Below are 19,930 nucleotides of genomic sequence, written 5' to 3' on the forward strand. Positions count from 1 at the left end.
GGGTTCGGGGAAAAACCGCCTTCGCCCGCTTAGTGGCTCGCGGCCTTTTTCTCCGCACCGGGTTCTTCCGCCGGCGCATTTTCGGCAGCCGGCTTTTCTTCCGCCGCCTGTGCAGTCGTCGAGCCTTTGCCGAAGATCAGCGATTTCAGATAGGACAGGCTGAAGATGCTGCCGCCATCGGCTTCCGGCGTCGAGGTCAGAAGTTCGTCGGCAGCCGGTTCGCCATGCGCTTCGGGAGACGGGGTTTCACCATGGGCAGCCCCGCCTTCGTTGGCTTCCGCCGGCGCGCCGCCATGGCCGCCCGCGCCGTCATCTTTGGTTTCGCCGTGTCCCGTCGCAGTTTTCGCGGGTTTTCCTTCATGGCCTTCGGAACCGGCATCCAGAGCCGGGGTCGCACAATCGGCCGAATCGCTGAGGCCTGCCGCCAGCGCCTCGGCATCTTCCAGCGGCAGATCGATACGCAAACCGTAAAACTGGCCGCTGGCATTGGCGGCGCCATCATAATAAAAGGCCGAATAACGATGGGCATCCGCGCCTTCAGGGATTTTTGCCGGATCGGGAATGAAAACCACCTGTGCGGCAATGGCACGGCCACGCATTTCCGAGCGCAGCTGCGGACCGTTCTTGTCGAGCACGGAGACCTGAACCAGATCGGGTTTCTGCTTGTCGTAAACCGCCCTTGCGACACGAAGCGCAGTCTTCAGCCGCTCTGTGCCGTCACCGCCCTGGGTACGAATGAATTTGCGGACCCAAAGGGAACCGTTCTTGCGGATATTGACCGTCTGGACCGCGTCGCAGGAAAGCCCGTTAGTGGAGGCATAGGATGGGCCGAGCAGCCGCTCGCTGCCGATAAACACGGCAGCAGAGCCGGTCGCACCCGCCAAAAGCAGGATCCCGCCTCCAATCATAACGAGCTTGCGCGAAAACCGCATTCGTCCGAATACAGCTTTCACCCGCAACATCCTGACATCAAGTACCCCGTCTTACGCCCTCACCCCAAAACGTGGCTCGAAGGATGAGGAACACACGCGGGACAAGCTCCGGACCACGCTGTCCGAGCCTTGCGATAGTGCCGCTTTCTCATTGAAAAAAGTTTAATCCCGCCGGTGCAACACCGGCAAAAACGCACCATTTTCGGACATTTGCGAAATGCACTAATTTGCGAATGATTTGCAATAGCGTTGACAAGCGTGATTTTATAACAGATGGTATTGCGAATTAATCGCAGCAAAATCTGGTGAGCCCCGTGAACTTCCATAAAATCCGCCACGCGATTTTCGCTTTTTCGCTTTTTCTGCCCGGCGCTGCCCTTGCTCAGGAAAAACCGACCGTCGTGACGACCTTCACCATCATCGCCGACATGGCGCGCAATGTGGCGGGCGATGCGGCCGAGGTGGAAAGCATTACCAAGCCGGGCGCTGAAATTCACAACTACCAGCCAACGCCGCGCGATATTCTCAAAGCCCGCAAGGCCGATCTGGTCTTGCGTAACGGCCTCAATCTTGAATTGTGGTTCGAAAAGTTCCTGGCCAATCTTTCCGGCGTGCCGAGCGTGACGGTGAGCGACGGCGTGGAACCCATGGCGATCAGCGGTGGCGCCTATCAGGGAAAACCCAATCCGCACGCCTGGATGTCGCCCGATAACGCCTTGATCTACGTGGAAAATATCCGCAAGGGCCTGACCGAAATCGACCCTGCCCATGCCGATGTCTATGCCGCCAATGCCAAGGCCTATTCGGACAAGATCAGAGCCACCGTGCAGCCAATCCGCGACACGCTTTCCGTTCTGCCGGAAAACAAGCGCTGGTTGGTAACGAGCGAAGGCGCGTTTTCTTATCTCGCCCGCGATTTCGGCCTGAAGGAACTGTTCCTGTGGCCGGTCAATGCCGACAGCCAGGGCACACCGCAGCAGGTGCGCGGCGTGATCGACGCCATGCGCGAGCACAATATCCACGTCATCTTCAGCGAAAGCACGGTTTCCGCCGATCCCGCAGAGCAGGTGGCCAAGGAAACCGGCGCGGCCTATGGCGGCATCCTCTATGTGGACTCGCTGAGCGAGGCGGACGGCCCGGTTCCGACCTATCTGGACCTTTTGCGCGTGACCAGCGACACCATTGCCAAGGGGCTGTCTTCATGAGAATGGGCAGTAAAAAATCAGGCGGCGGCCTGACGGTTCAAAATGCGACAGTGACCTATCGAAACGGCCACACCGCATTAAGAAATGCCAGCTTTTCCATCCCCCGCGGAACGATCACTGCACTTGTCGGCGTCAATGGCGCCGGCAAGTCCACGATTTTCAAGGCCATCATGGGTTTCGTGCCGCTGGCCGCCGGTTCCGTCTCTATTTTCGACCTGCCGGTGAAGGAAGCGCTCAGGAAAAACCTCGTTGCTTATGTGCCGCAGGCCGAGGAGGTGGACTGGAGCTTTCCCGTGCTGGTGGAGGATGTGGTGATGATGGGCCGTTACGGTCACATGAATTTCCTGCGCATCCCCTCGAAACGCGACCATCAAATGGTCGAAGAGGCGCTGAAACGCGTCAATATGCTGGACTATCGCAAGCGCCAGATCGGCGAACTCTCCGGCGGGCAGAAGAAGCGGGTGTTTCTGGCCCGCGCGCTGGCGCAGGAGGGTCAGGTGATCCTGCTGGACGAGCCTTTCACCGGTGTCGACGTAACGACGGAAGAGCAGATCGTCGCACTTTTGAAGGCGCTGCGCGACGAGGGCCGCGTCATGCTGGTCTCCACCCATAATCTCGGCAGCGTGCCGGAATTCTGTGACCGCGCCGTCTTCGTCAAGGGCACGGTGCTGGCATCTGGCAAGACGGTGGATACCTTCAACGAGGAGAACCTGCAAAAAGCCTTCGGCGGCAGCCTGCGCCACTTCGTGCTGGGCGGGGCAGACCTGCATAACGACGCCGATCCGCGCCGGGTGAAGGTCATTACCGATGACGAGCGGCCTTTCGTGATCTACGGCAAGAACGGCCAGAACCCGCGCGACCCTGAGGCTCCGAAAGAAAAAGTCGATGATAAACAGCCTTCTTGAGCCCTTCACTTACGGTTATATGCTGAACGCCATCTGGGTCAGCGCACTGGTGGGCGGCGTCTGCGGCTTTCTCTCTGCCTATCTGATGCTGAAGGGCTGGTCGCTGATCGGCGACGCGCTGTCCCATGCCATCGTTCCGGGCGTGGCGGGCGCCTATATGCTGGGCCTGCCCTTTTCGCTCGGCGCGTTCCTTTCCGGCGGGCTTGCGGCCGGTTCCATGCTGTTCCTGAACCAGAAGACACGGCTGAAGGAAGACGCGATCATCGGGTTGATCTTCACCTCGTTTTTCGGGCTCGGCCTGTTCATGGTGTCGCTATCGCCCACCTCGGTGAATATCCAGACCATTGTGCTCGGCAATATTCTGGCGATCACCGCCGAAGACACCATCCAGCTCGCGCTGATCGGCGGCATCAGCCTCATCGTGCTGGCGCTGAAATGGCGTGACTTCATGGTGGTGTTCTTCGATGAGAACCACGCCCGCACCGTGGGGCTGAAGCCGGAAGTGCTGAAGGTGATCTTCTTCACCCTGCTGGCCGCTTCCACGGTTGCCGCCCTCCAGACCGTTGGGGCCTTCCTCGTCGTCGCCATGGTGGTGACGCCGGGCGCCACCGCCTATCTGCTGACCGACCGTTTCGCACGGCTGATCCTGATGAGCCTCATCATCGGCGCGGCCACCAGCTTCGTTGGCGCTTATCTCAGCTATTTCCTCGATGGCGCGACCGGCGGCGTCATCGTCGTGCTGCAGACGGCGATATTCCTTGCTGCCTTCGTCTTTGCGCCCAAGCACGGGCTTCTCGCTTCCCGCGCCAAGGCCCGCAGGGCGCTGGAGGAGACGCCATGAGCGACTATCTCGAACTCGCCATCCTGCCGTTTCAGCTGCCCTTCATGCAATATGCCTTCATCATCACCCTGATGATCGCGGTGCCTATGGCGATGCTCTCCTGTTTTCTGGTGCTGAAGGGCTGGTCGCTGATGGGGGATGCGGTTTCCCACGCCGTGCTGCCCGGTGTAGTGCTGGCCTATATCGTCAACATCCCGCTTTCCATCGGCGCCTTCATCGCAGGCATGATCTGCGCGCTCGGCACCGGTTTCATCAAGGAAAACAGCCGCATCAAGGAAGACACGGTGCTCGGCATCGTCTTTTCCGGCATGTTCGGGCTGGGGCTGGTGCTTTATGTGAAGGTGCAGAGCGATGTGCATCTCGACCACATCCTCTTCGGCGACATGCTGGGCATTGCGCCCTCGGACATGCTGGAGACGGGCCTGATCGCGCTTTTCGCCACGCTGTTTCTCGGCATTCTGCGAAAGGACCTGCTGGTCAACGCCTTCGATGCGCAGCATGCGAAAGCCATCGGCCTGCCAGTGCGGGTGCTGCATTACGGTCTGCTGATGGTCCTGTCGCTCACCGTCGTCGGGGCGCTGAAGGCGGTGGGTATCATCCTCTCGGTCGCCATGCTGGTCGCGCCGGGCGCAATCGCCTTCCTGCTGACCCGGCGTTTTTCCGCCATGCTGCTGGTGGCCATTGCTGTGGCGATAACCTCATCGCTGGCAGGCATATGGCTGAGCTTCCTCATCGACAGCGCGCCGGCCCCCACCATCGTCATGTTCATGAGCCTTGCTTTCGTTGCCACCTTCATCCGCACCACCTTGAAGGCGAGGAGGATCGATGCGGCAGGGGAAACAGGCTTCTAGAGCATTTCCAGGAAAAGTGGACCCCGGTTTTCCGTCCGGAAATGCGCCAAAACAAGAGTTAGAGTGTTTTCGCTATTCGAAGAAAAGCGAAAACACTCTAAAATAACGATTTTTGCGGGCGTATGGAACATTTTTGCCTTTTGCGCGTCATTTTACCGAGCCTGTCGCGGGGCGGCGGGCTCGGTAAATTATGCAAAAGGGGAAGCGCCATGCTGAAGTGGGCTCTTATTTTCTTTGTTATCTCTTTGATCGCGGGCGTATTCGGCTTTACCGGCATTTCGGCAGCCGCGGCGGGCGTGGCCCGAATCCTGTTCTTCATCGCCGTGGTGATCTTCCTGGTCTTCCTCGTGCTTGCACTGATGGCCGGAAGCGCCGTCGTCTGAACGAAAAAAGGCGACCGGTTTTCACGCCGGTCGCCTCTCCTCTCTCCGTAAAAAAAGATTCAGCCAGTCCAGCCGCCGTCAATGACGTGAATCTGGCCGGTGGTGAAGCCTGCCTCGTCCGACGCGAGATAGGTAACCAGCGCCGCGATTTCTTCCGGCGTGGCGATACGGCCCATCGGCTGGCGGGCGATGAAATCGGCCAGCGCCTGTTCGTAATTGCCGGTGGCGCGCAGGCGGTCATGCAGGGACGGGCTATCGACCGTGCCGGGGCAGATGGCGTTGCAGCGAATGCCTTTGGTAACGAAATCGGCAGCAATCGCCTTGGTCAGACCCACCACGGCCGCCTTGGAGGCAGTATAGGCGAAACGGTTCGGCACGCCCTTCACACTGGAAGCGACGGAAGACATGTTGACGATTGCGCCCTTGCCCTTTTCCAGCATGCCGGGCAGGAAGGCGCGGCAGGTGCGATACATGGCCTTGGCGTTGAGATCGAAGGAGAAATCCCAGTCCTTCTCTTCGCAATCGAGAATGGTGCCGGAATGAACGAAACCGGCGCAGTTGAACAGCACATCCGCATGGCCGATATCGGCGGCGAAATCCTTGACGCCATCGCCATCCAGCACGTTCAGAACCCGGGTTTCCGCACCTTTAAGCGTCGAAAGCGCCTGTTCGTTGATATCGGTGGCGATCACGCGCGCGCCGAGCGAGACGAACCGCTCTGCTGCCGCCCGGCCGATACCCTGACCGGCGGCGGTGATCACCACTGTCCGGCCGTTAAAATCCTGCACCATGAATAGCCTCCCGCTAAGGCCCGCCCGCCCTTCAGGCACCGGACCGCTGAATTTCGATGATCTCAAATATGGATCGACAATTCATATGTAAACGCGGTATTCATGTGGCGTCAAGCAAACTTGCGTCGATGTCGGCTATCGGGCAACCATATTTTCAGGCTGCCCACCCGGCGACCGCGCAAAACACCATCGAGGCCAGATGACCGACGACGACAGCGAAAGATATCGCGCTCCCGCCCTCGACAAGGGTCTGGACATTCTCGAACTTCTGGCCCGTACCGATGGCGGGCTGACGCAGATCGAGATCGCCAAGTCTATCGGCAAAAGCCCGAACGAGCTTTATCGCATGCTGGACCGGCTGGTGCGCCGCGGCTATGTGCAGCGACTTGACGGAGACCGCTTCTCATTGACGCTGAAGATGTTCGGGTTGGCGCATTTCCACGCGCCGATCCGCCGGCTGGTTTCTTTCGCCGCACCGGTCATGCGCGATTTTTCGGCAAGCGCCGAGCAGGCCTGTCATCTGGCGGTTTATGATCGCGGCAGCGTCGTTGTCATCGCCCAACAGGAATCGTCCACCTATTGGGCAATGTCCATGCGGGTCGGCGCGCAGATGAGCCTGTTCCACACCGGCTCCGGCCATGTGCTTCTGGCTTTCCAGACGGAAGCGCAGCGCCAGATCATGATAACCGAACAGGTGCGCGGCAGCGGCGAAACCGTGCCGCCGGACCTTGCCGGGCGGCTGGCGGAGGTGCGCAAAAACGGTTTCGAATCCATGGACAGCCTTCAGACCGCCGGCGTGCGCAATATTTCCGCACCGGTGCTGACGCTGGACGGCACGGCGTTTGCCGTCGTCACCTGCCCCTATATTACCCCGCTTGGCGGCAAGGCCCCGACACGCGAGGCCTGTGAAGCGCTGATCCGCGAGGCGGCAAAGCGGATTTCCGAAGTGGCGACGGGAAACGGAAATTTCTGAAACGCACAAAAAAACGCGACCGGCAGGGACCCGATCGCGTTTTGAGTGACTGGAGATTTATATCTCTTAAACGCAGGGGGAACGTGGATGGTTCCCCCTTTTTGTATCAGGCCGCAGCCAGCGTCAGTTCCTTGCGGACCATTTCGCGCAGCGTCACCAGATCCTTGGCGAAGAGGCGGATGCCTTCCGAGAGCTTCTCGGTGGCCATCGCATCTTCGTTGAGCGCCCAGCGGAATGCCTTCTCGTCGAGCGACTGCAGCGGCTCTGCCTTGACATTGTCGGGCGAAAGCTTGCGCTCCAGCTTGCCGCTGTCCTTGTCCAGCTCTTCCAGCAGCGCTGGGCTGATCGTCAGGCGGTCGCAACCGGCCAGCGCTTCGATTTCGCCGACATTGCGGAAGGAGGCGCCCATGACGACGGTGCTGATGCCATTGGCCTTGTAGTAATTGTAGATGCTGCGCACCGAAACGACGCCCGGATCGGTCTCGGCGGTGTAGGTCTCACCGGTGGACTTCTTGTACCAGTCGAGAATACGGCCGACGAAGGGCGAGATGAGGAAGACCTTGGCTTCGGCGCAGGCAATCGCCTGTGCCTGGGAGAACAGCAGGGTCAGGTTGCAATCGATGCCTTCGGACTGGAGAACCTCGGCAGCCTTGATACCTTCCCAGGTGGAGGCGAGCTTGATGAGGATGCGTTCACGCTCGATGCCGCGCTCCTTATAGGCGGCAATGATGTGGCGCGCCTTGGTGATGGAGGCTTGCGTATCGAAGGAAAGGTCGGCATCGACTTCGGTCGACACACGGCCGGGAACGAGGCCGGCAAGGGCTGCGCCCACGGAAATGGCGAGACGGTCGGCAACGGCGGCAACCACGGCGTCAGACTGGCCGCCCTGCTTCTTGCCCCATGCGACGGCTTCCTTCACCGCATCGGCAAAGGCCGGTGTGCCGAGCGCTTTGAGAACGATGGTGGGGTTGGTGGTGCAATCCACCGGCTTCAGGCGCGCAACCGCCTCGATATCGCCGGTATCGGCAACGACCGTGGTGATGGCGCGAAGTTGTTCGAGTTTGGATGTCATATCTGATGATCCTTCATGATCTCTTGAAAACTTGCTCAGCCGTCATTTCGTTCCCGCACCGGGGGTGCGCCCAAGGCCGAAATCGCGGTTTGTCCGGCTCCGACTATCGCAAGCGGCACGGTCGAAAGTCAAGACATTTGCGCATCGCAATTGACATAAGTTTCACGCCTGCGATACTCGGTCGCTCATAAAGAATGGCGGAAACCGTGGCGAAACTGAGAAGAGAAACCCATACGGCCTATTCGGAAGCGGCGTCTCTGCGGCTGCGCGCCGCATGGCTCTATTATAATCAGGGCATGACGCAGAAGGATGTCGCCGAGAAACTGGGCATCAGCCGCTCCACCGTCATCCGCCTTCTGGACGAGGCGATGAAGCGCTCCGAAGTGCAGATATGGATCAACGAAGGCATTGAGGATTTCGTCGAGCTGGCTGGCCGGCTGGAGGCGGCTTACGGGCTGGACGAGGCGGTGATCATCCCTTCCCCGGATAAGGCGAACGCCGAAGGCACGGCCAAAGCCGTCGGGCTGGCGCTCGGCCAATTCCTCTCAGAAGCGGTGCCGAATGAGGCCACCATCGGCGTCGGCTGGGGCCGCACCATGACCGCCTCGCTTTCCAGCTTTCGCCCGCCGCGCCGGGAAAACTGCAAGGTCGTCTCGCTGCTCGGCGGTATCGTCGCCGTGCACCAGACCAACCCGTTGGATTACACCTGGCGGCTGGCGAGCGCGCTCGGGGCGGAATGTTACATGTTTCTCGCGCCGCTTCTGGTAGATTCCGTCGAGACAAAACGGGCGCTGATCGAAAAATGCGGGCTCGCGACGCTTTATGATCTCGCCGAAACGCTCGATCTCGCCATCGTCTCCTGCGGCGATATTGGCCCGCATTCGACCTCGCTGTCGGAGGGTTTCATTTCCAAGGCGACGCTGCAGGAACTCATCGATGCCGGCTGTGTCTGCGACACCATGTTCAATTTCATCGATGCCGAAGGTCGCTCGGTCGATCACCCGATCAACCAGCGCGCCATGGCAATCGATCTCGACACGCTGCGCAAGGCAAAACACATCGTGCTGGCCTCCGGCGGCGCCCACCGCGCCATCGCCATCCGCGCCACGATCAAGCGGATCGGGTGCAATACGCTGATTACAGACGAGGCGGCGGCAAGAGCGTTGATGGAGCTGGTTTAGGCTTCGTCGGGCCATTCGCGAGCGGCATGTTGCACGAACAGGATTTCGACCTGTTGCTCCGTCACGCGATAGGCGACGATATAGGGCAGGCCGGAAATAACCAGCTCCCTAGTCCCTTCGATTTCGCCACTGCGTCCTAAATGAGGATTATCGGACAAAAGACGTGCCGTCGTCTGGTGAATTGCCCTAACGACTTTTACTGCCGCACGCGGATTACGTTCGGCGATATAGTCGCCTATAGCATCAAGCTCCCGGAGATAACGCCGCGTCCAAACCAACCGCACGCGTTTCAGGCCTTGGCATATTTATTCAGAACGACGTTGATTTCTTCTTCAGTAACAAACTCCCCGGCATCGGCCTCCGCCAACCCTGCCCTCACGCCGCTCGTCCATTTCTCCTGCCATGCCAGAGAACGTCCATGAGAAAGCGCATCTTCTATGATGCGGCTTGGAGTCGAGTTCGAGCGCTCGGCCAAGATATCCAGCCGGTGTTTAAGATCGTCGGGAAGTTCAATCGTGCTTTTCATGGGCCAAGAATAACCGATCCCAGGCAGATCGGCAAAGACAATCCAAGCCTCGCCTCACACCTTCCCCGTTTCCCAGCCGAGCATCGCCCGCTTGCGGGTCAGGCCCCAGTGATAGCCCGTCAGCGCCCCGCTTTTACCGACGGCGCGATGGCAGGGAACGACGAAGGACACCGGGTTGGCGCCGACCGCCGCACCGACCGCACGCGACGCTGTGGGCTGGCCGATATCGCAGGCGATGTGCGAATAGGTAACCGCGCGGCCCATCGGGATTTTCAGGAGGCTTTCCCAGACCCGCACCTGAAAATCCGTGCCGAGCAGCACGACGCGCAGCGGCCTGTCCGCCGACCACATGGATGGATCGAAGATGCGGGCGGCGTAGGGTGCCGTCGCTTCGCGATCCTCGGAATATTCCGCATTCGGCCAGCGGCCGGCCATGTCCTCGAAACAGGCCCTTTCCTCGCCCGGATCGGCGAAGGCGCAGCCGGCAAGGCCACGATCGGTCACCATGACCAGCGCAAGCCCGAAGGGCGAGGTGTGGAAACCGTAACGGATCGTCAGCCCGCCGCCCTTGGCCTTCCATTCGCCGGGCGACATGGCCTCATGGGTGACGAACAGATCGTGCAGGCGTCCGGGGCCAGACATACCGACCTCGATGGAAGTTTCCAGCAGCGGTAAATCCTCTTCGCGCAACAGCCGCTTGGCATGATCGAGCGTTACGGCCTGCAGGAATGCCTTGGGCGAAAGGCCGGCCCAGCGGGTGAAGGTCTTCTGCAATTGCGTCGGCGACTGGCCGAGCTCTGCGGCAATGGCTTCGAGGGAGGGCTGCTCGCGATAATCCAGCGTCAAAAGCTCGATAACCCCGCGCACCGTGTCGTAATCCGATCCGATGGGGGTGATGTCTTCGTTCAGCGTAATATTGGCGTTCATCGCAAATCTCCTAACGGGTAGGAGAAAACCATTAAAGCGACTTCGTCTCCACCCGTTTCTTGCGCCCTGCTCCATTTCTACCGTCATACCGGCCTCGAGCCGGTATCCAGCCAGCCCAAGTCCTTGGGCTGAAAGGAGTCTTTTCCGCCGCGCGGACGCGCGTCGGCTGGATTCCGGCTCAGGGCCGGAATGACGGAGGGAGAGCTGGATTATCCTCTTACATCCGCCGCCTGACAGTCGCCAGCGCACCGCCAAACGCCTTCGCGAAACTTTCCCGGTCATCCGGATTGAGAAACGAACCGATGTCGGTTGCCCGGCCTTCACCCGTCACATGCATGGAGACGATGCCGATCTCGTCATGCCGCCTCACCCTGAAACGCGCCCAGAAGGGATTGAAGCGATGCTCCACCATCCGACCGGCGGGAGAAAATTTGCGGATCGACAGGCTGGTGCGCGAGACGCTGACCTCTTCCCGCGCCTTCGCCGCCCGGTAATTGGCGCGGAAGGCGGCATAAAGCAGCAGGAAATCCAGCCCGAAGAACAGGCCGACCGGCCATGCCCCGGTGGCGAGGAAAAAGCCGCCATAGACAAGGCAGGCCAGGCCGGAGAAAAGCAGGAGCAGCCGGAAACCCCTTCTGCCAAGCGAACGGTGCGGAACGAGTTCCGCCGCGAAAATCGGCTGGTCGTTGAGCGTATCCACGTTGCTTTCCTCAGGGCGGGCTGGCTATAGATAGTCCATGACAGTCGCCAAAAAACGATCCAGCACCCAAACATTGAAAAAGTCAAATCCGGCATCCGCGCGCAAGCCGGCGCGGGTGAAAACGGCCTATTCCAAGGACGAGCTCACCGAGATCTTCCGGCGCTTTTCCATTCAGCGGCCGGAGCCGAAAGGCGAGCTGGAACATACCAATCCCTTCACCCTGCTGGTGGCCGTGGCGCTTTCCGCGCAGGCGACCGATGTGGGCGTGAACCGGGCGACCCGGGCACTGTTCAAGGTGGCCGATACGCCGGAAAAGATGCTGGCGCTCGGCGAGGAAGAACTGATCGGCCATATCAAGACCATCGGGCTTTACCGCAACAAGGCGAAAAACGTCATTGCCCTATCGCAGATGCTGATCGACAATTTCGGCGGCGAGGTGCCGAAAACCCGCGAGGAGCTGGTGACGCTGCCGGGTGTGGGCCGCAAGACGGCCAATGTGGTGATGTCCATGGCCTTCGGCGTGCCCACGCTTGCGGTGGATACACACGTCTTCCGCATTGCCAACCGGCTCTGTCTTGCGCCGGGCAAAACCCCTGACGAGGTTGAAGACCGGCTGATCCGCATCATTCCCGAACAATATCTGTTCCATGCCCATCACTGGCTGATCCTGCACGGGCGTTATTGCTGCAAGGCGCGCAAGCCGGAATGCGAACGCTGCGTGATTGCCGATATCTGCAAATCACCGGAAAAGACCTTCGATATTCCAGCGCCGCTGGTGGAATTACCCGCGCAGCTGTTCGGTGCGGCCGCTAGCGAATGAGGGATCGCGCCGGCTGACGGCCTTGTGCAGATGCACCACCATCGAGGCGGCAAAAAGCGGCGTCAACAGGTTGAGGAACGGCACCGCCAGGAAGGCCGCTATCACCAGCCCGGCCATGAAAACGGTGGTGCGGTGTTTGGAACGGAACAACCTCGCTTCGGCGGGCGAGCGGAAACGCATCGCCGCGAATTCGAAGAATTCCCGGCCGAGCAGATAGCCGTTCACCAGAAAAAACGCGATGAGATTGATACCCGGCACCAGAAGCAGCAACAGCGCGACGAGGTTGCCGGCAATAACGACACCGAAGAACTTGATTGACGACAGAACGGCCTCGCCGACCGGCATCGCCTTGCCCGGCGGATCGTTCGGATAGCTCTTTTTCTCAACCACTTCGGCGACATCGTCGAGAAACAGGCCGGCAATGACGGCGGTGACCGGCGAAATGAGCAGCGCGAGCGCCAGCGCCAGCCCGATGCCGGCGAAAATGGCGAAAACGAAGGTCAACCAGCCCGCCCAATCCGGCACGCCGGGGATCAGCGTATCCACCCACGGCAGGGCGAAATAAATGAAGATCGAGCGGATAGCGAACCACAGCGCGGCAAGCACGAGAAGCGTGAGCCCCAGAACCTTCCAGAAGACCGACCGGGTTTCGGCGGCAAAGAGATTGTGGAAGGCAAGCCTCGCCGCATCAAAAATCATCCGGAACTCCTCGACGCCTTTCGCGTTGAAACACACTTACCAGACGAGAGATAAGCGCTGCCCGCCCGCTCTGCAAGACGGGCGGAAATATGCCAAATGGCTGGATTTAAACCGCAGATGGAATTTCTCTTGAATAAAAGGTATCTCTAAAATATAATAATATACCTATTACATTTCGCATTCCGGTCCGGTGGAGGACAAGGCCGGAAAAGCTATCCCCCACCGTCAAATTGCGGTTCGCACGCTCGTTTGCGCGCGCGCATGCATCATCGTTCAATAAAGATAAAAGAATGAGGCGTTGGTGGAAAAGCTGCTGTTGAACCTTACGCGCGCCATGAAGGCAGGCACCCCTTCAGAGCGCAAGATCGCCAAATATCTGATCGAACATCTGGACGAATTGCCGTTCGAGACGGCACAGACGCTCGCCGCCAAGCTCAGCCTCAGTCCGATGACGGTCGGCCGTTTCCTGCGTTCGCTGGGATACCGGCAATTCAGTGACATCCGCGCCGATCTGCGCCATGCCGAAGAAACGGCCGGCGCCGACCAACCCGCCATGGCCGAGGGCGGCGAACGCCATTCCAACCCGTTTTCACAGCTTCTGTCCCAGCAAATTCAGGCGATCCAGACCGCTTTCGACATGACCACCCAATCGATCTGGCGGGTCGCCATGAACGAGATCGCCACGGCGGGCAATGTTTTTCTGGCAACCTCTCCGGAAGGTCTCGACGCCGGGCGGCATTTTTACGGGCGGCTTCTGGAGAGCCGGGGCCATATCCATTATCTCGGCAGCGACAGCGCGGCCTATGTCGCCCTGTGGGATTTCGACCCCGTGCAGACGCTGCTCGTCATCATGGATTGCGGCGGCGCCCTGTCGCCCCTGCAACGCCTGTCGGCAATGGCGCGCAAGAGCGGCTACAGGACATTGCTGATCACCACACGCTTTTATGAATGGGGACCAGAAAGCGCCGATCTCTGCCTTGCCATGCCGCAGGCGCAGAATGGCGGCCAGGGCCTGCTGCAACTGGTCTCCCTGCTGGAATTTACCCTTTGTGCTCTTGGCGCCAGCGCCGATGACAGCGGCAGGGCAAGGGCAAAGAACCTCACGGCCCTGAAACGCTCGCTGCGCAGCTAATTGCGTTTGGCGGCAATACGGGGCCGAGGGATCGAGTGGTTACCGCTCGTTTTTTCTCCTCGTCGGGGAGAAGGTCGCGGCAGCGGGATGGAGGGGCTAGAGTGCGTTCTATCGCTGGCGTTCCCCCTCATCCGGCCTTTCGGGCCACCTTCTCCCCGGCGGGGAGAAGAAATGAGCGGCGGCCGTTAAAGCCAGTCATTACACTCTAGAAAGTCAAAGGCTTTCCAGTTCCTGACGATGGCGGTACATGGCGAGAAAACGGCGGTAATCCCGCTCATAACGGGGGCCACGCGCCGGATTGCCTGATATTTCTGCATTGCCCGGATACATGGCGGCCCCTGCTGCGGCAAGGTTCGCATGCACCCCGCCGGCCGTCGACGCCGTCATCGCCGTGCCGAGCAGCACCGCATCGGCGGTGGCGGGAACGACGATGCGCTTGCCCGTCACATCGGCATAAAGCTCCATCAGCAGCGGGTTCTTCACGTGCCCGCCGGTAACGTGCAGGCTTTCCACAGCATAACCGAAACGCTCCATCGCATCGAGCACATGGCGGGCGCCAAGCGCAATGGCGACGGCCGTGCGCCAATAAAGACGGCAAAGACTGTCGAAAGACGTATCCAAAGTCAGTCCGCTGATGACACCGACGGCATGCGGGTCGGCAAGCGGCGAGCGGTTGCCGTGGAAGTCCGGCAGCACATGCAGCCGCTCGGCGAAGGCCTCGCCCTCAAGCGCGCGCAATTCCGTTACCCGCGCAACGATGCGGGCATGCAGCGCCGTATCCGGCTCACCGCCAGCCGCGTGCATGCGTACAATATGGTCGAGCAGCGCGCCGGTGGCCGATTGCCCGCCCTCCACCAGCCAGTGACCCGGCAGGATCGCCTGCCAATAGGGCCCCCAGAGGCTGTGGCCGGGCATCTGCCGCTCCGACATGGCGACAAGGCAGCTCGATGTACCGGCGATCAGCGCCACATGCCGGCCCACATCCGCAGACAGGCAGCCGCCCAGCGCACCGAGCGCGCCGGCATAGGCGTCGATCATGCCCGCCGCCACCTGGCAGCCGGTATCGAGACCCAGTTCGGCGGCGGCTTCGGGCGAAAGCGGGCCGATGCTATCACCCGGCATTACCGTGGTGTCCGGCAGCCCTGCCCGCTCTCTCAAATCGGCAAGGCCCGCCAATTCGAGGTAATCCGCCTGCCAGCCGGGATTTTCCTGCGCCAGAAAATTCCACTTCGCCGTCTGTGTGCAATTTGAACGCTGCGCTGAACCGGTCGCCTTCCACGTCAGGAAATCCGCCAGATCGAAAGCGAAGGACATGCGCGACCAGCTTGCCGCCATATGCGTCTTCAGCCACATCAGCTTCGGCATCTGCATTTCCGGCGAGACGCTGTTGCCGGCGAAATCCAGCACCCGGTGGCCGGATGCCGTCAGCCGGTCGGCCTCGCCTATCGCCCGGTGATCGAGCCAGACGATGGTGTCGAACCGGTCCTCCCCGGTAACGGAAACCGAAACCGGCTCACCCCGCCCATCGCGGATGACCAGCGAGCAGGTGGCGTCGAAACCGATGGCGGCAATGCTTTGCGGCGAAACACCGGCCTCGGCAAGCGCCGCCCTCACCACGATGCAGACCGCCTTCCATATGTCGGTGGAATCGTGTTCGGCGTGGTTTTCCTGCGGCCTCTGCATCAGGATCGGATGGGTGGAGCGGGCAAGCAGCCGGCCGGCCGGATCGAAAATGCCGGCCCGGGCGCTGGCGGTGCCGACATCGACAGCGACGAGATTTTGACGCATCAAGACTGCAATTCCATCCCTTGCGCAACGACCCGGCGACGGCGGCAGGCAAAATCTGCTTCAGCCCGCATCACGTTCCATTTGGCCGTCAAAACCGCCCTTCCCACTTAAAGCTTTTTTGTTTTTTCGCATGTCTATTTCCCAAAACCGCTCACACTTTTGGGAGACATGCTCCAGCTGCCGACAAGTTGGACCAAATCCGGCATGGCGTCAAACACCGCATCCGCACCAAGCCCGGCGATCTTTTCACGGAATGCGGGAAAGCGCGCATGCGAACCGCCGGTAAAGGCAAAAACGCCCATGCCGGCCGCCTTTGCGGCGGCAATGCCGGCCGGGCTGTCCTCGATCACGATGCAGTAACGCGGATCGACGCCCATTTCGCGCGCCGCATGCAGGAAAAGATCGGGCGCCGGTTTGCCGTTCTTCACCATGGTGGCGCTGAAGACATGCGGTTCGAATTTGTCGATCAGGCCGGTCAGCCCCAGCGAATAACGGATGCGTTCCGGCTGGCTTGAGGAAGCGACGCAGCGCCGCAGCGGCAGGAGCCTGTCCAGCGTTTCGCCAATGCCGTCAATCGGCCGAAGCTCGGTGCGGAAACGCGCAAACAGCGTCGCCCGCATATGGTCGAGAAAATCGATGTCGGTTTCGACACCGTAATCCTCAAACAGCGTCGCCGTCATGCTGGCGACGCTGCGGCCGAGGAAGCGCTCATAGGCCTCTTCCTCCCCCATCGTCACGCCGAGATGGGAGAGCATATCGAGAAGGACGGAGATGGAGACCGGCTCGCTATCGACGAGAACGCCGTCGCAATCGAAAATCAAAAGGGGGCCGGTCTCGTCTTCCATCTCATGGTCACTTTTCAGCCAGCTTGTCATCCAGATAAAGCTGCAACGTCTTCGCCGTGCCTTCTTGCCACAGCGTCTTCAATGCATGGGCAAAGCGTTTACGGAAAAGCTCCGATTCGGCAACCGTTCCGAAGATATCCTCAAGCGCGAGGAAGGCCATCGGATCGTCCTTGGCCTTGATGGCAGCCGCCTGAAGCCGGTCGGCGCTGGCGTCGTTGAAGGCGATTTCCTTGCCGCTGTCGGAGGTGCCCTGGAAATAACGGCACCACAGCGCCGAAACCAGCGAAAGGCCGACGATATCCTCACCGCGCGCCAGACGGTCGGCGGTGGAGGGCAGGATGAATTTCGGCTGGCGGTTGGAACCGTCCTGCGCCAGACGCGGAATGGTGTCGCCGATCTTCGGATTTAGGAAACGCCGCTCGATCAGCGCGAAATAATCGGCAAGATTGGTATCGGGAACCGGCGGAATGACCGGAATGATCTCGTCATTTTCAAGCTTTGCCAGAAATGCCCGGATCAGCGGATGTTCCATCGCCTCATGCACGAAATGAATGTCGAGCAGTGCCGCCGGATAGGCGATTGCCGCATGGCCGCCATTGAGAATGCGGATTTTCATGTGCTCATAGGGCGCGACATCCTTGACGAACTGCACGCCCGCCTTTTCCAGCGCCGGGCGGCCGGCGGGGAAATTATCCTCCATAACCCATTGCTTGAACTCCTCGCAGAAGACCGGCCAGTTGTCCTCGATGCCGAAATCGTCGCGGGCGATATTGCGTTCGCGCTCGCCTGTCGCGGGCGTAATGCGGTCGACCATGGAATTGGGGAAAGCGACGTTTTCGCCGATCCAATTGGCGAAGGCCGGATCGGACAGGGCCGCCAGCCCGACCACGGCATTTTTCGTGACCTTGCCATTATGCGGAATGTTGTCGCAGGACATGACGGTGAAGGGTTGCAGCCCCTTGTCCCGCCGCGCCTTCAGCCCGGCGACGATGAGGCCGAACACGGTTTTCGGTGAAGCCGGGTTTCTGCCATCCTCGGCAATGGCCGGATGCTGCGGGTTGAAGGAACCGGAAGCATCGATGAAATAACCGCCCTCGGTAATCGTCATGGAAACGATGCGGATTTTCGGATCGGCGAGCGTGTCGATGATGGCCTTCGTGTCGCCGACCTTCAGAATGTCGATCATCGGCCCGGTGACGCGCGCGCCGGTGCGGTTATTGTCCTGCTCCACCACCGTCGTCAGGAAATCCTGCGCGGCAAGCTTTTCGCGCATCACCGCATCGGACGGCAGAACGCCCGCGCCGATGATGGCGAAGTCATGGTCCGCACCTGTGTTGAAGAGGTCATCCAGATAAACCGCCTGATGGGCGCGGTGGAAATTGCCGACGCCGAAATGCACGATGCCGGCGGAAAGATCGGCCCGGGAATAGGCCGGAACCGCCGCCGTTTTTCTGGCGTCGTCAAGCGTTGCGAGGGAGAGTTTGCATGTCATGTCACGATCCTCGAAGGGGAAACGTTGTTCGTGCCAAGGCCGGGCGGCAGGCGCCCGATACTCAGCTCATCCAGTTGCCGCCATCGACATTATAGGTCTGGGCGACGATGTATTCGGCCTCATCGGAGGCAAGGAAGATCGCCATGCCGGTCAGGTCTTCCGCACGGCCCATGCGGCCGAAGGGTACTGCCTCCCCGACCAGCCGCTTCTTTTCACCGGCGGGGCGGTTTTCATATTTCGCAAACAGCGCATCCACGCCGTCCCAGTGCTCGCCATCCACCACGCCCGGCGCGATCGCGTTGACGTTGATGCCATGCCTGATGAGATCGAGCCCGGCCGACTGGGTGAGGCTGATGACGGCGGCCTTGGTGGCGCAATAAACCGCCACCAAGGCCTCGCCGCGCCGGCCCGCCTGGCTTGCCATGTTGATGATCTTGCCGCCTTTTCCCCGAGCGATCATTGTTTTTGCAGCGGCCTGCATCATGAACAGCGTGCCGGACACGTTGATCGAAAACAGTCTTTCGTAGCTCTCGCGTTTGATCTCGACAATCGGCGCGAGGTCGAACAGCGCGGCATTGTTGATGAGGATATCGAGCCCGCCCGCCTGGCCTTCCACGGTGCGGATGGCGGTGTCGATGGAATGCTGCTTGGTCACATCGAGTTCGACGGCATAGGCATTCTCGCCAATCTCGCGGGCGGTCTTGCTGGCGCGCTCGAAATCGATATCGGCAATGGCGACGGTTGCCCCCTCGCGTATATAGGCTTCGGCAAAGGCACGGCCGATGCCGCGCGCCGAACCTGTTATCAGCGCGGATTTACCTTCCAGTCTTCCCGTCATATCGCCACACCCTTTTCATCGAACCTGTGGATCTTGGTCTCATCGGGCGTGATGAAGACGGTATCGCCATGCCTGCATTCGAACTCGCCGTCCGTGCGGGCGGTAATCGGCCCGATGCCGTTCACCTCGAGATGCAGGAAGGTATCCGATCCGAGATGTTCGGCGACGGTGACCTTGCCCTGCCAGAGCCCGCTTTCCTTCGACAGCACCAGATGCTCCGGCCGCACACCGGCGGTGGTGGCGCCCTTTTGGCGGGCGTAATCGCCGGTGATGAGGTTCATGCGCGGCGAGCCGATGAAGCCCGCGACGAAGAGGTTGGCGGGAGAACGATAAAGCTCCATCGGCGAGCCAACCTGCTCGATATTGCCGCGGTTGAGCACGACGATCTTGTCCGCCATGGTCATCGCTTCCACCTGGTCGTGGGTGACGTAGATCATCGTCGTCTTCAGCGTGTTGTGCAGCTCTGAGATTTCCAGCCGCATGGTGCCGCGCAGCGCCGCATCGAGATTGGAAAGCGGTTCGTCGAACAGGAAGGCGGAAGGTTCGCGTACGATGGCGCGGCCGATGGCGACACGCTGGCGCTGGCCGCCTGACAGCTGCGAGGGCCGGCGCTCGAGATAGTCGGTAAGGTTCAGCACCCTTGCGGCGTCTTCCACCTTTTTATCGATGATCGCCTTGTCAAGCTTGGCCATCTTCAGCGGGAAGGCGATGTTGTTCCTGACGCTCATATGCGGATAAAGCGCATAGGACTGGAACACCATGGCAAGGCCGCGCTCGGCCGGGGCCTTTTCGGTGACATCCTTGCCGTCGATGACGATCTTGCCGCCGGAGACATCTTCCAGTCCGGCGATCAGGCGCAGCAGCGTGGACTTGCCGCAGCCGGAGGGGCCGACGAAGACGACGAATTCGCCGTCGTTGATATCGAGATCGATCGACGGGATGACCTTTGCCTCACCGAAGAGCTTGGACACGTTCTGAAGGGAAATGCTGCCCATGTTTGTCGTTCCTTATTTCACGGCGCCAAAGGTC

General features: G+C 60.4%; 22 protein-coding genes. 9 read left to right on the top strand and 13 right to left on the bottom strand.

Features of this window, described 5'->3' with window-relative positions:
- Nucleotides 1-29 precede the first annotated feature (29 nt).
- Nucleotides 30-932 (bottom strand): hypothetical protein, encoded by a 903-nt coding sequence (locus PIB16_RS25400; protein ID WP_161987898.1) that lies wholly within the window; start codon nucleotides 930-932, stop codon nucleotides 30-32.
- A gap of 314 nt (nucleotides 933-1,246) precedes the next feature.
- Between PIB16_RS25400 and PIB16_RS25405 the strand changes: the two genes are divergently transcribed.
- The 5 genes from PIB16_RS25405 to PIB16_RS25425 all read left to right on the top strand — a co-directional run bounded on the left by PIB16_RS25405 (nucleotide 1,247) and on the right by PIB16_RS25425 (nucleotide 5,117).
- A complete protein-coding gene (locus tag PIB16_RS25405; protein WP_271046592.1) occupies nucleotides 1,247-2,137 on the top strand; it encodes a metal ABC transporter substrate-binding protein in 891 nt (296 codons plus the stop codon).
- Nucleotides 2,134-3,042 carry a manganese/iron ABC transporter ATP-binding protein gene (locus PIB16_RS25410; protein ID WP_271046593.1) on the top strand — a complete coding sequence of 303 codons (909 nt, stop codon included), beginning with the start codon at nucleotides 2,134-2,136 and terminating at the stop codon, nucleotides 3,040-3,042. The genes PIB16_RS25405 and PIB16_RS25410 overlap by 4 nt, the downstream gene beginning before the upstream one ends.
- Complete coding sequence (locus tag PIB16_RS25415; RefSeq protein ID WP_271046594.1) at nucleotides 3,023-3,883, top strand: metal ABC transporter permease; 861 nt, start codon at nucleotides 3,023-3,025, stop codon at nucleotides 3,881-3,883. The genes PIB16_RS25410 and PIB16_RS25415 overlap by 20 nt, the downstream gene beginning before the upstream one ends.
- A complete protein-coding gene (locus tag PIB16_RS25420) occupies nucleotides 3,880-4,734 on the top strand; it encodes a metal ABC transporter permease (RefSeq protein ID WP_271046595.1) in 855 nt (284 codons plus the stop codon). The genes PIB16_RS25415 and PIB16_RS25420 overlap by 4 nt, the downstream gene beginning before the upstream one ends.
- 209 nt (nucleotides 4,735-4,943) lie before the next feature.
- Entirely contained in the window at nucleotides 4,944-5,117 is a 174-nt protein-coding gene (locus PIB16_RS25425) for a DUF1328 domain-containing protein (protein ID WP_003499086.1), read from the top strand.
- A 59-nt stretch (nucleotides 5,118-5,176) separates the two neighbouring features.
- On the opposite strand, the gene PIB16_RS25430 is transcribed toward PIB16_RS25425, so the two are convergent.
- Nucleotides 5,177-5,908: an SDR family oxidoreductase gene (locus tag PIB16_RS25430; RefSeq protein ID WP_065656346.1), complete on the bottom strand. Its 732-nt coding sequence runs from the start codon at nucleotides 5,906-5,908 to the stop codon at nucleotides 5,177-5,179.
- Nucleotides 5,909-6,107: 199 nt separating this feature from the next.
- Between PIB16_RS25430 and PIB16_RS25435 the strand changes: the two genes are divergently transcribed.
- Nucleotides 6,108-6,881, top strand: a complete 774-nt coding sequence (locus PIB16_RS25435; protein WP_271046596.1) for an IclR family transcriptional regulator — start codon at nucleotides 6,108-6,110, stop codon at nucleotides 6,879-6,881.
- 106 nt (nucleotides 6,882-6,987) lie between these two features.
- On the opposite strand, the gene tal is transcribed toward PIB16_RS25435, so the two are convergent.
- Nucleotides 6,988-7,953 carry a transaldolase gene (gene tal, locus PIB16_RS25440; protein ID WP_065656345.1) on the bottom strand — a complete coding sequence of 322 codons (966 nt, stop codon included), beginning with the start codon at nucleotides 7,951-7,953 and terminating at the stop codon, nucleotides 6,988-6,990.
- A gap of 206 nt (nucleotides 7,954-8,159) precedes the next feature.
- On the opposite strand from tal, the gene PIB16_RS25445 reads away from it, so the two are divergent.
- The gene (locus PIB16_RS25445) at nucleotides 8,160-9,134 is read left to right on the top strand and encodes a sugar-binding transcriptional regulator (RefSeq protein WP_065656361.1); all 975 of its coding nucleotides are present in this window, start codon (nucleotides 8,160-8,162) and stop codon (nucleotides 9,132-9,134) included.
- Here PIB16_RS25445 and PIB16_RS25450 read toward each other — a convergent pair.
- From PIB16_RS25450 to PIB16_RS25465, 4 genes are all read right to left on the bottom strand, one after another.
- Entirely contained in the window at nucleotides 9,131-9,418 is a 288-nt protein-coding gene (locus PIB16_RS25450; protein ID WP_059759532.1) for a type II toxin-antitoxin system RelE/ParE family toxin, read from the bottom strand. The genes PIB16_RS25445 and PIB16_RS25450 overlap by 4 nt on opposite strands.
- A gap of 5 nt (nucleotides 9,419-9,423) precedes the next feature.
- On the bottom strand, nucleotides 9,424-9,660 hold the full coding sequence (locus tag PIB16_RS25455) for a CopG family ribbon-helix-helix protein (RefSeq protein WP_035228253.1): 237 nt from the start codon (nucleotides 9,658-9,660) through the stop codon (nucleotides 9,424-9,426).
- A 54-nt stretch (nucleotides 9,661-9,714) separates the two neighbouring features.
- Nucleotides 9,715-10,587 (bottom strand): methylated-DNA--[protein]-cysteine S-methyltransferase, encoded by an 873-nt coding sequence (locus PIB16_RS25460; protein WP_080857889.1) that lies wholly within the window; start codon nucleotides 10,585-10,587, stop codon nucleotides 9,715-9,717.
- A gap of 217 nt (nucleotides 10,588-10,804) precedes the next feature.
- Nucleotides 10,805-11,287, bottom strand: coding sequence for a DUF2244 domain-containing protein (locus tag PIB16_RS25465; protein WP_003523126.1), 483 nt, complete (start codon nucleotides 11,285-11,287; stop codon nucleotides 10,805-10,807).
- A gap of 37 nt (nucleotides 11,288-11,324) precedes the next feature.
- Here PIB16_RS25465 and nth point away from each other — a divergent pair, with 37 nt between their 5' ends.
- Nucleotides 11,325-12,107: an endonuclease III gene (gene nth, locus PIB16_RS25470; RefSeq protein ID WP_080857887.1), complete on the top strand. Its 783-nt coding sequence runs from the start codon at nucleotides 11,325-11,327 to the stop codon at nucleotides 12,105-12,107.
- Here the strand turns inward: nth and PIB16_RS25475 are convergent.
- A complete protein-coding gene (locus tag PIB16_RS25475; RefSeq protein ID WP_271046597.1) occupies nucleotides 12,069-12,806 on the bottom strand; it encodes a sulfate transporter family protein in 738 nt (245 codons plus the stop codon). The genes nth and PIB16_RS25475 overlap by 39 nt on opposite strands.
- Before the next feature lie 298 nt (nucleotides 12,807-13,104).
- Here PIB16_RS25475 and PIB16_RS25480 point away from each other — a divergent pair, with 298 nt between their 5' ends.
- On the top strand, nucleotides 13,105-13,938 hold the full coding sequence (locus PIB16_RS25480) for a MurR/RpiR family transcriptional regulator (protein WP_078052242.1): 834 nt from the start codon (nucleotides 13,105-13,107) through the stop codon (nucleotides 13,936-13,938).
- 213 nt (nucleotides 13,939-14,151) lie between these two features.
- Here PIB16_RS25480 and PIB16_RS25485 read toward each other — a convergent pair whose 3' ends face one another.
- From PIB16_RS25485 to PIB16_RS25505, 5 genes are all read right to left on the bottom strand, one after another.
- The gene (locus PIB16_RS25485; RefSeq protein ID WP_174046436.1) at nucleotides 14,152-15,726 is read right to left on the bottom strand and encodes an FGGY-family carbohydrate kinase; all 1,575 of its coding nucleotides are present in this window, start codon (nucleotides 15,724-15,726) and stop codon (nucleotides 14,152-14,154) included.
- A 134-nt stretch (nucleotides 15,727-15,860) separates the two neighbouring features.
- On the bottom strand, nucleotides 15,861-16,571 hold the full coding sequence (locus PIB16_RS25490) for an HAD family hydrolase (RefSeq protein WP_174046318.1): 711 nt from the start codon (nucleotides 16,569-16,571) through the stop codon (nucleotides 15,861-15,863).
- A 7-nt stretch (nucleotides 16,572-16,578) separates the two neighbouring features.
- Complete coding sequence (locus PIB16_RS25495) at nucleotides 16,579-18,063, bottom strand: mannitol dehydrogenase family protein (protein WP_174046316.1); 1,485 nt, start codon at nucleotides 18,061-18,063, stop codon at nucleotides 16,579-16,581.
- 61 nt (nucleotides 18,064-18,124) lie between these two features.
- On the bottom strand, nucleotides 18,125-18,901 hold the full coding sequence (locus PIB16_RS25500; RefSeq protein WP_216332016.1) for an L-iditol 2-dehydrogenase: 777 nt from the start codon (nucleotides 18,899-18,901) through the stop codon (nucleotides 18,125-18,127).
- A complete protein-coding gene (locus tag PIB16_RS25505; protein ID WP_271046598.1) occupies nucleotides 18,898-19,896 on the bottom strand; it encodes an ABC transporter ATP-binding protein in 999 nt (332 codons plus the stop codon). The genes PIB16_RS25500 and PIB16_RS25505 overlap by 4 nt, the downstream gene beginning before the upstream one ends.
- Nucleotides 19,897-19,930 lie beyond the last annotated feature (34 nt).

Source organism: Agrobacterium sp. ST15.13.015 (genome assembly GCF_027871645.1).
Lineage (GTDB): Bacteria > Pseudomonadota > Alphaproteobacteria > Rhizobiales > Rhizobiaceae > Agrobacterium > Agrobacterium leguminum.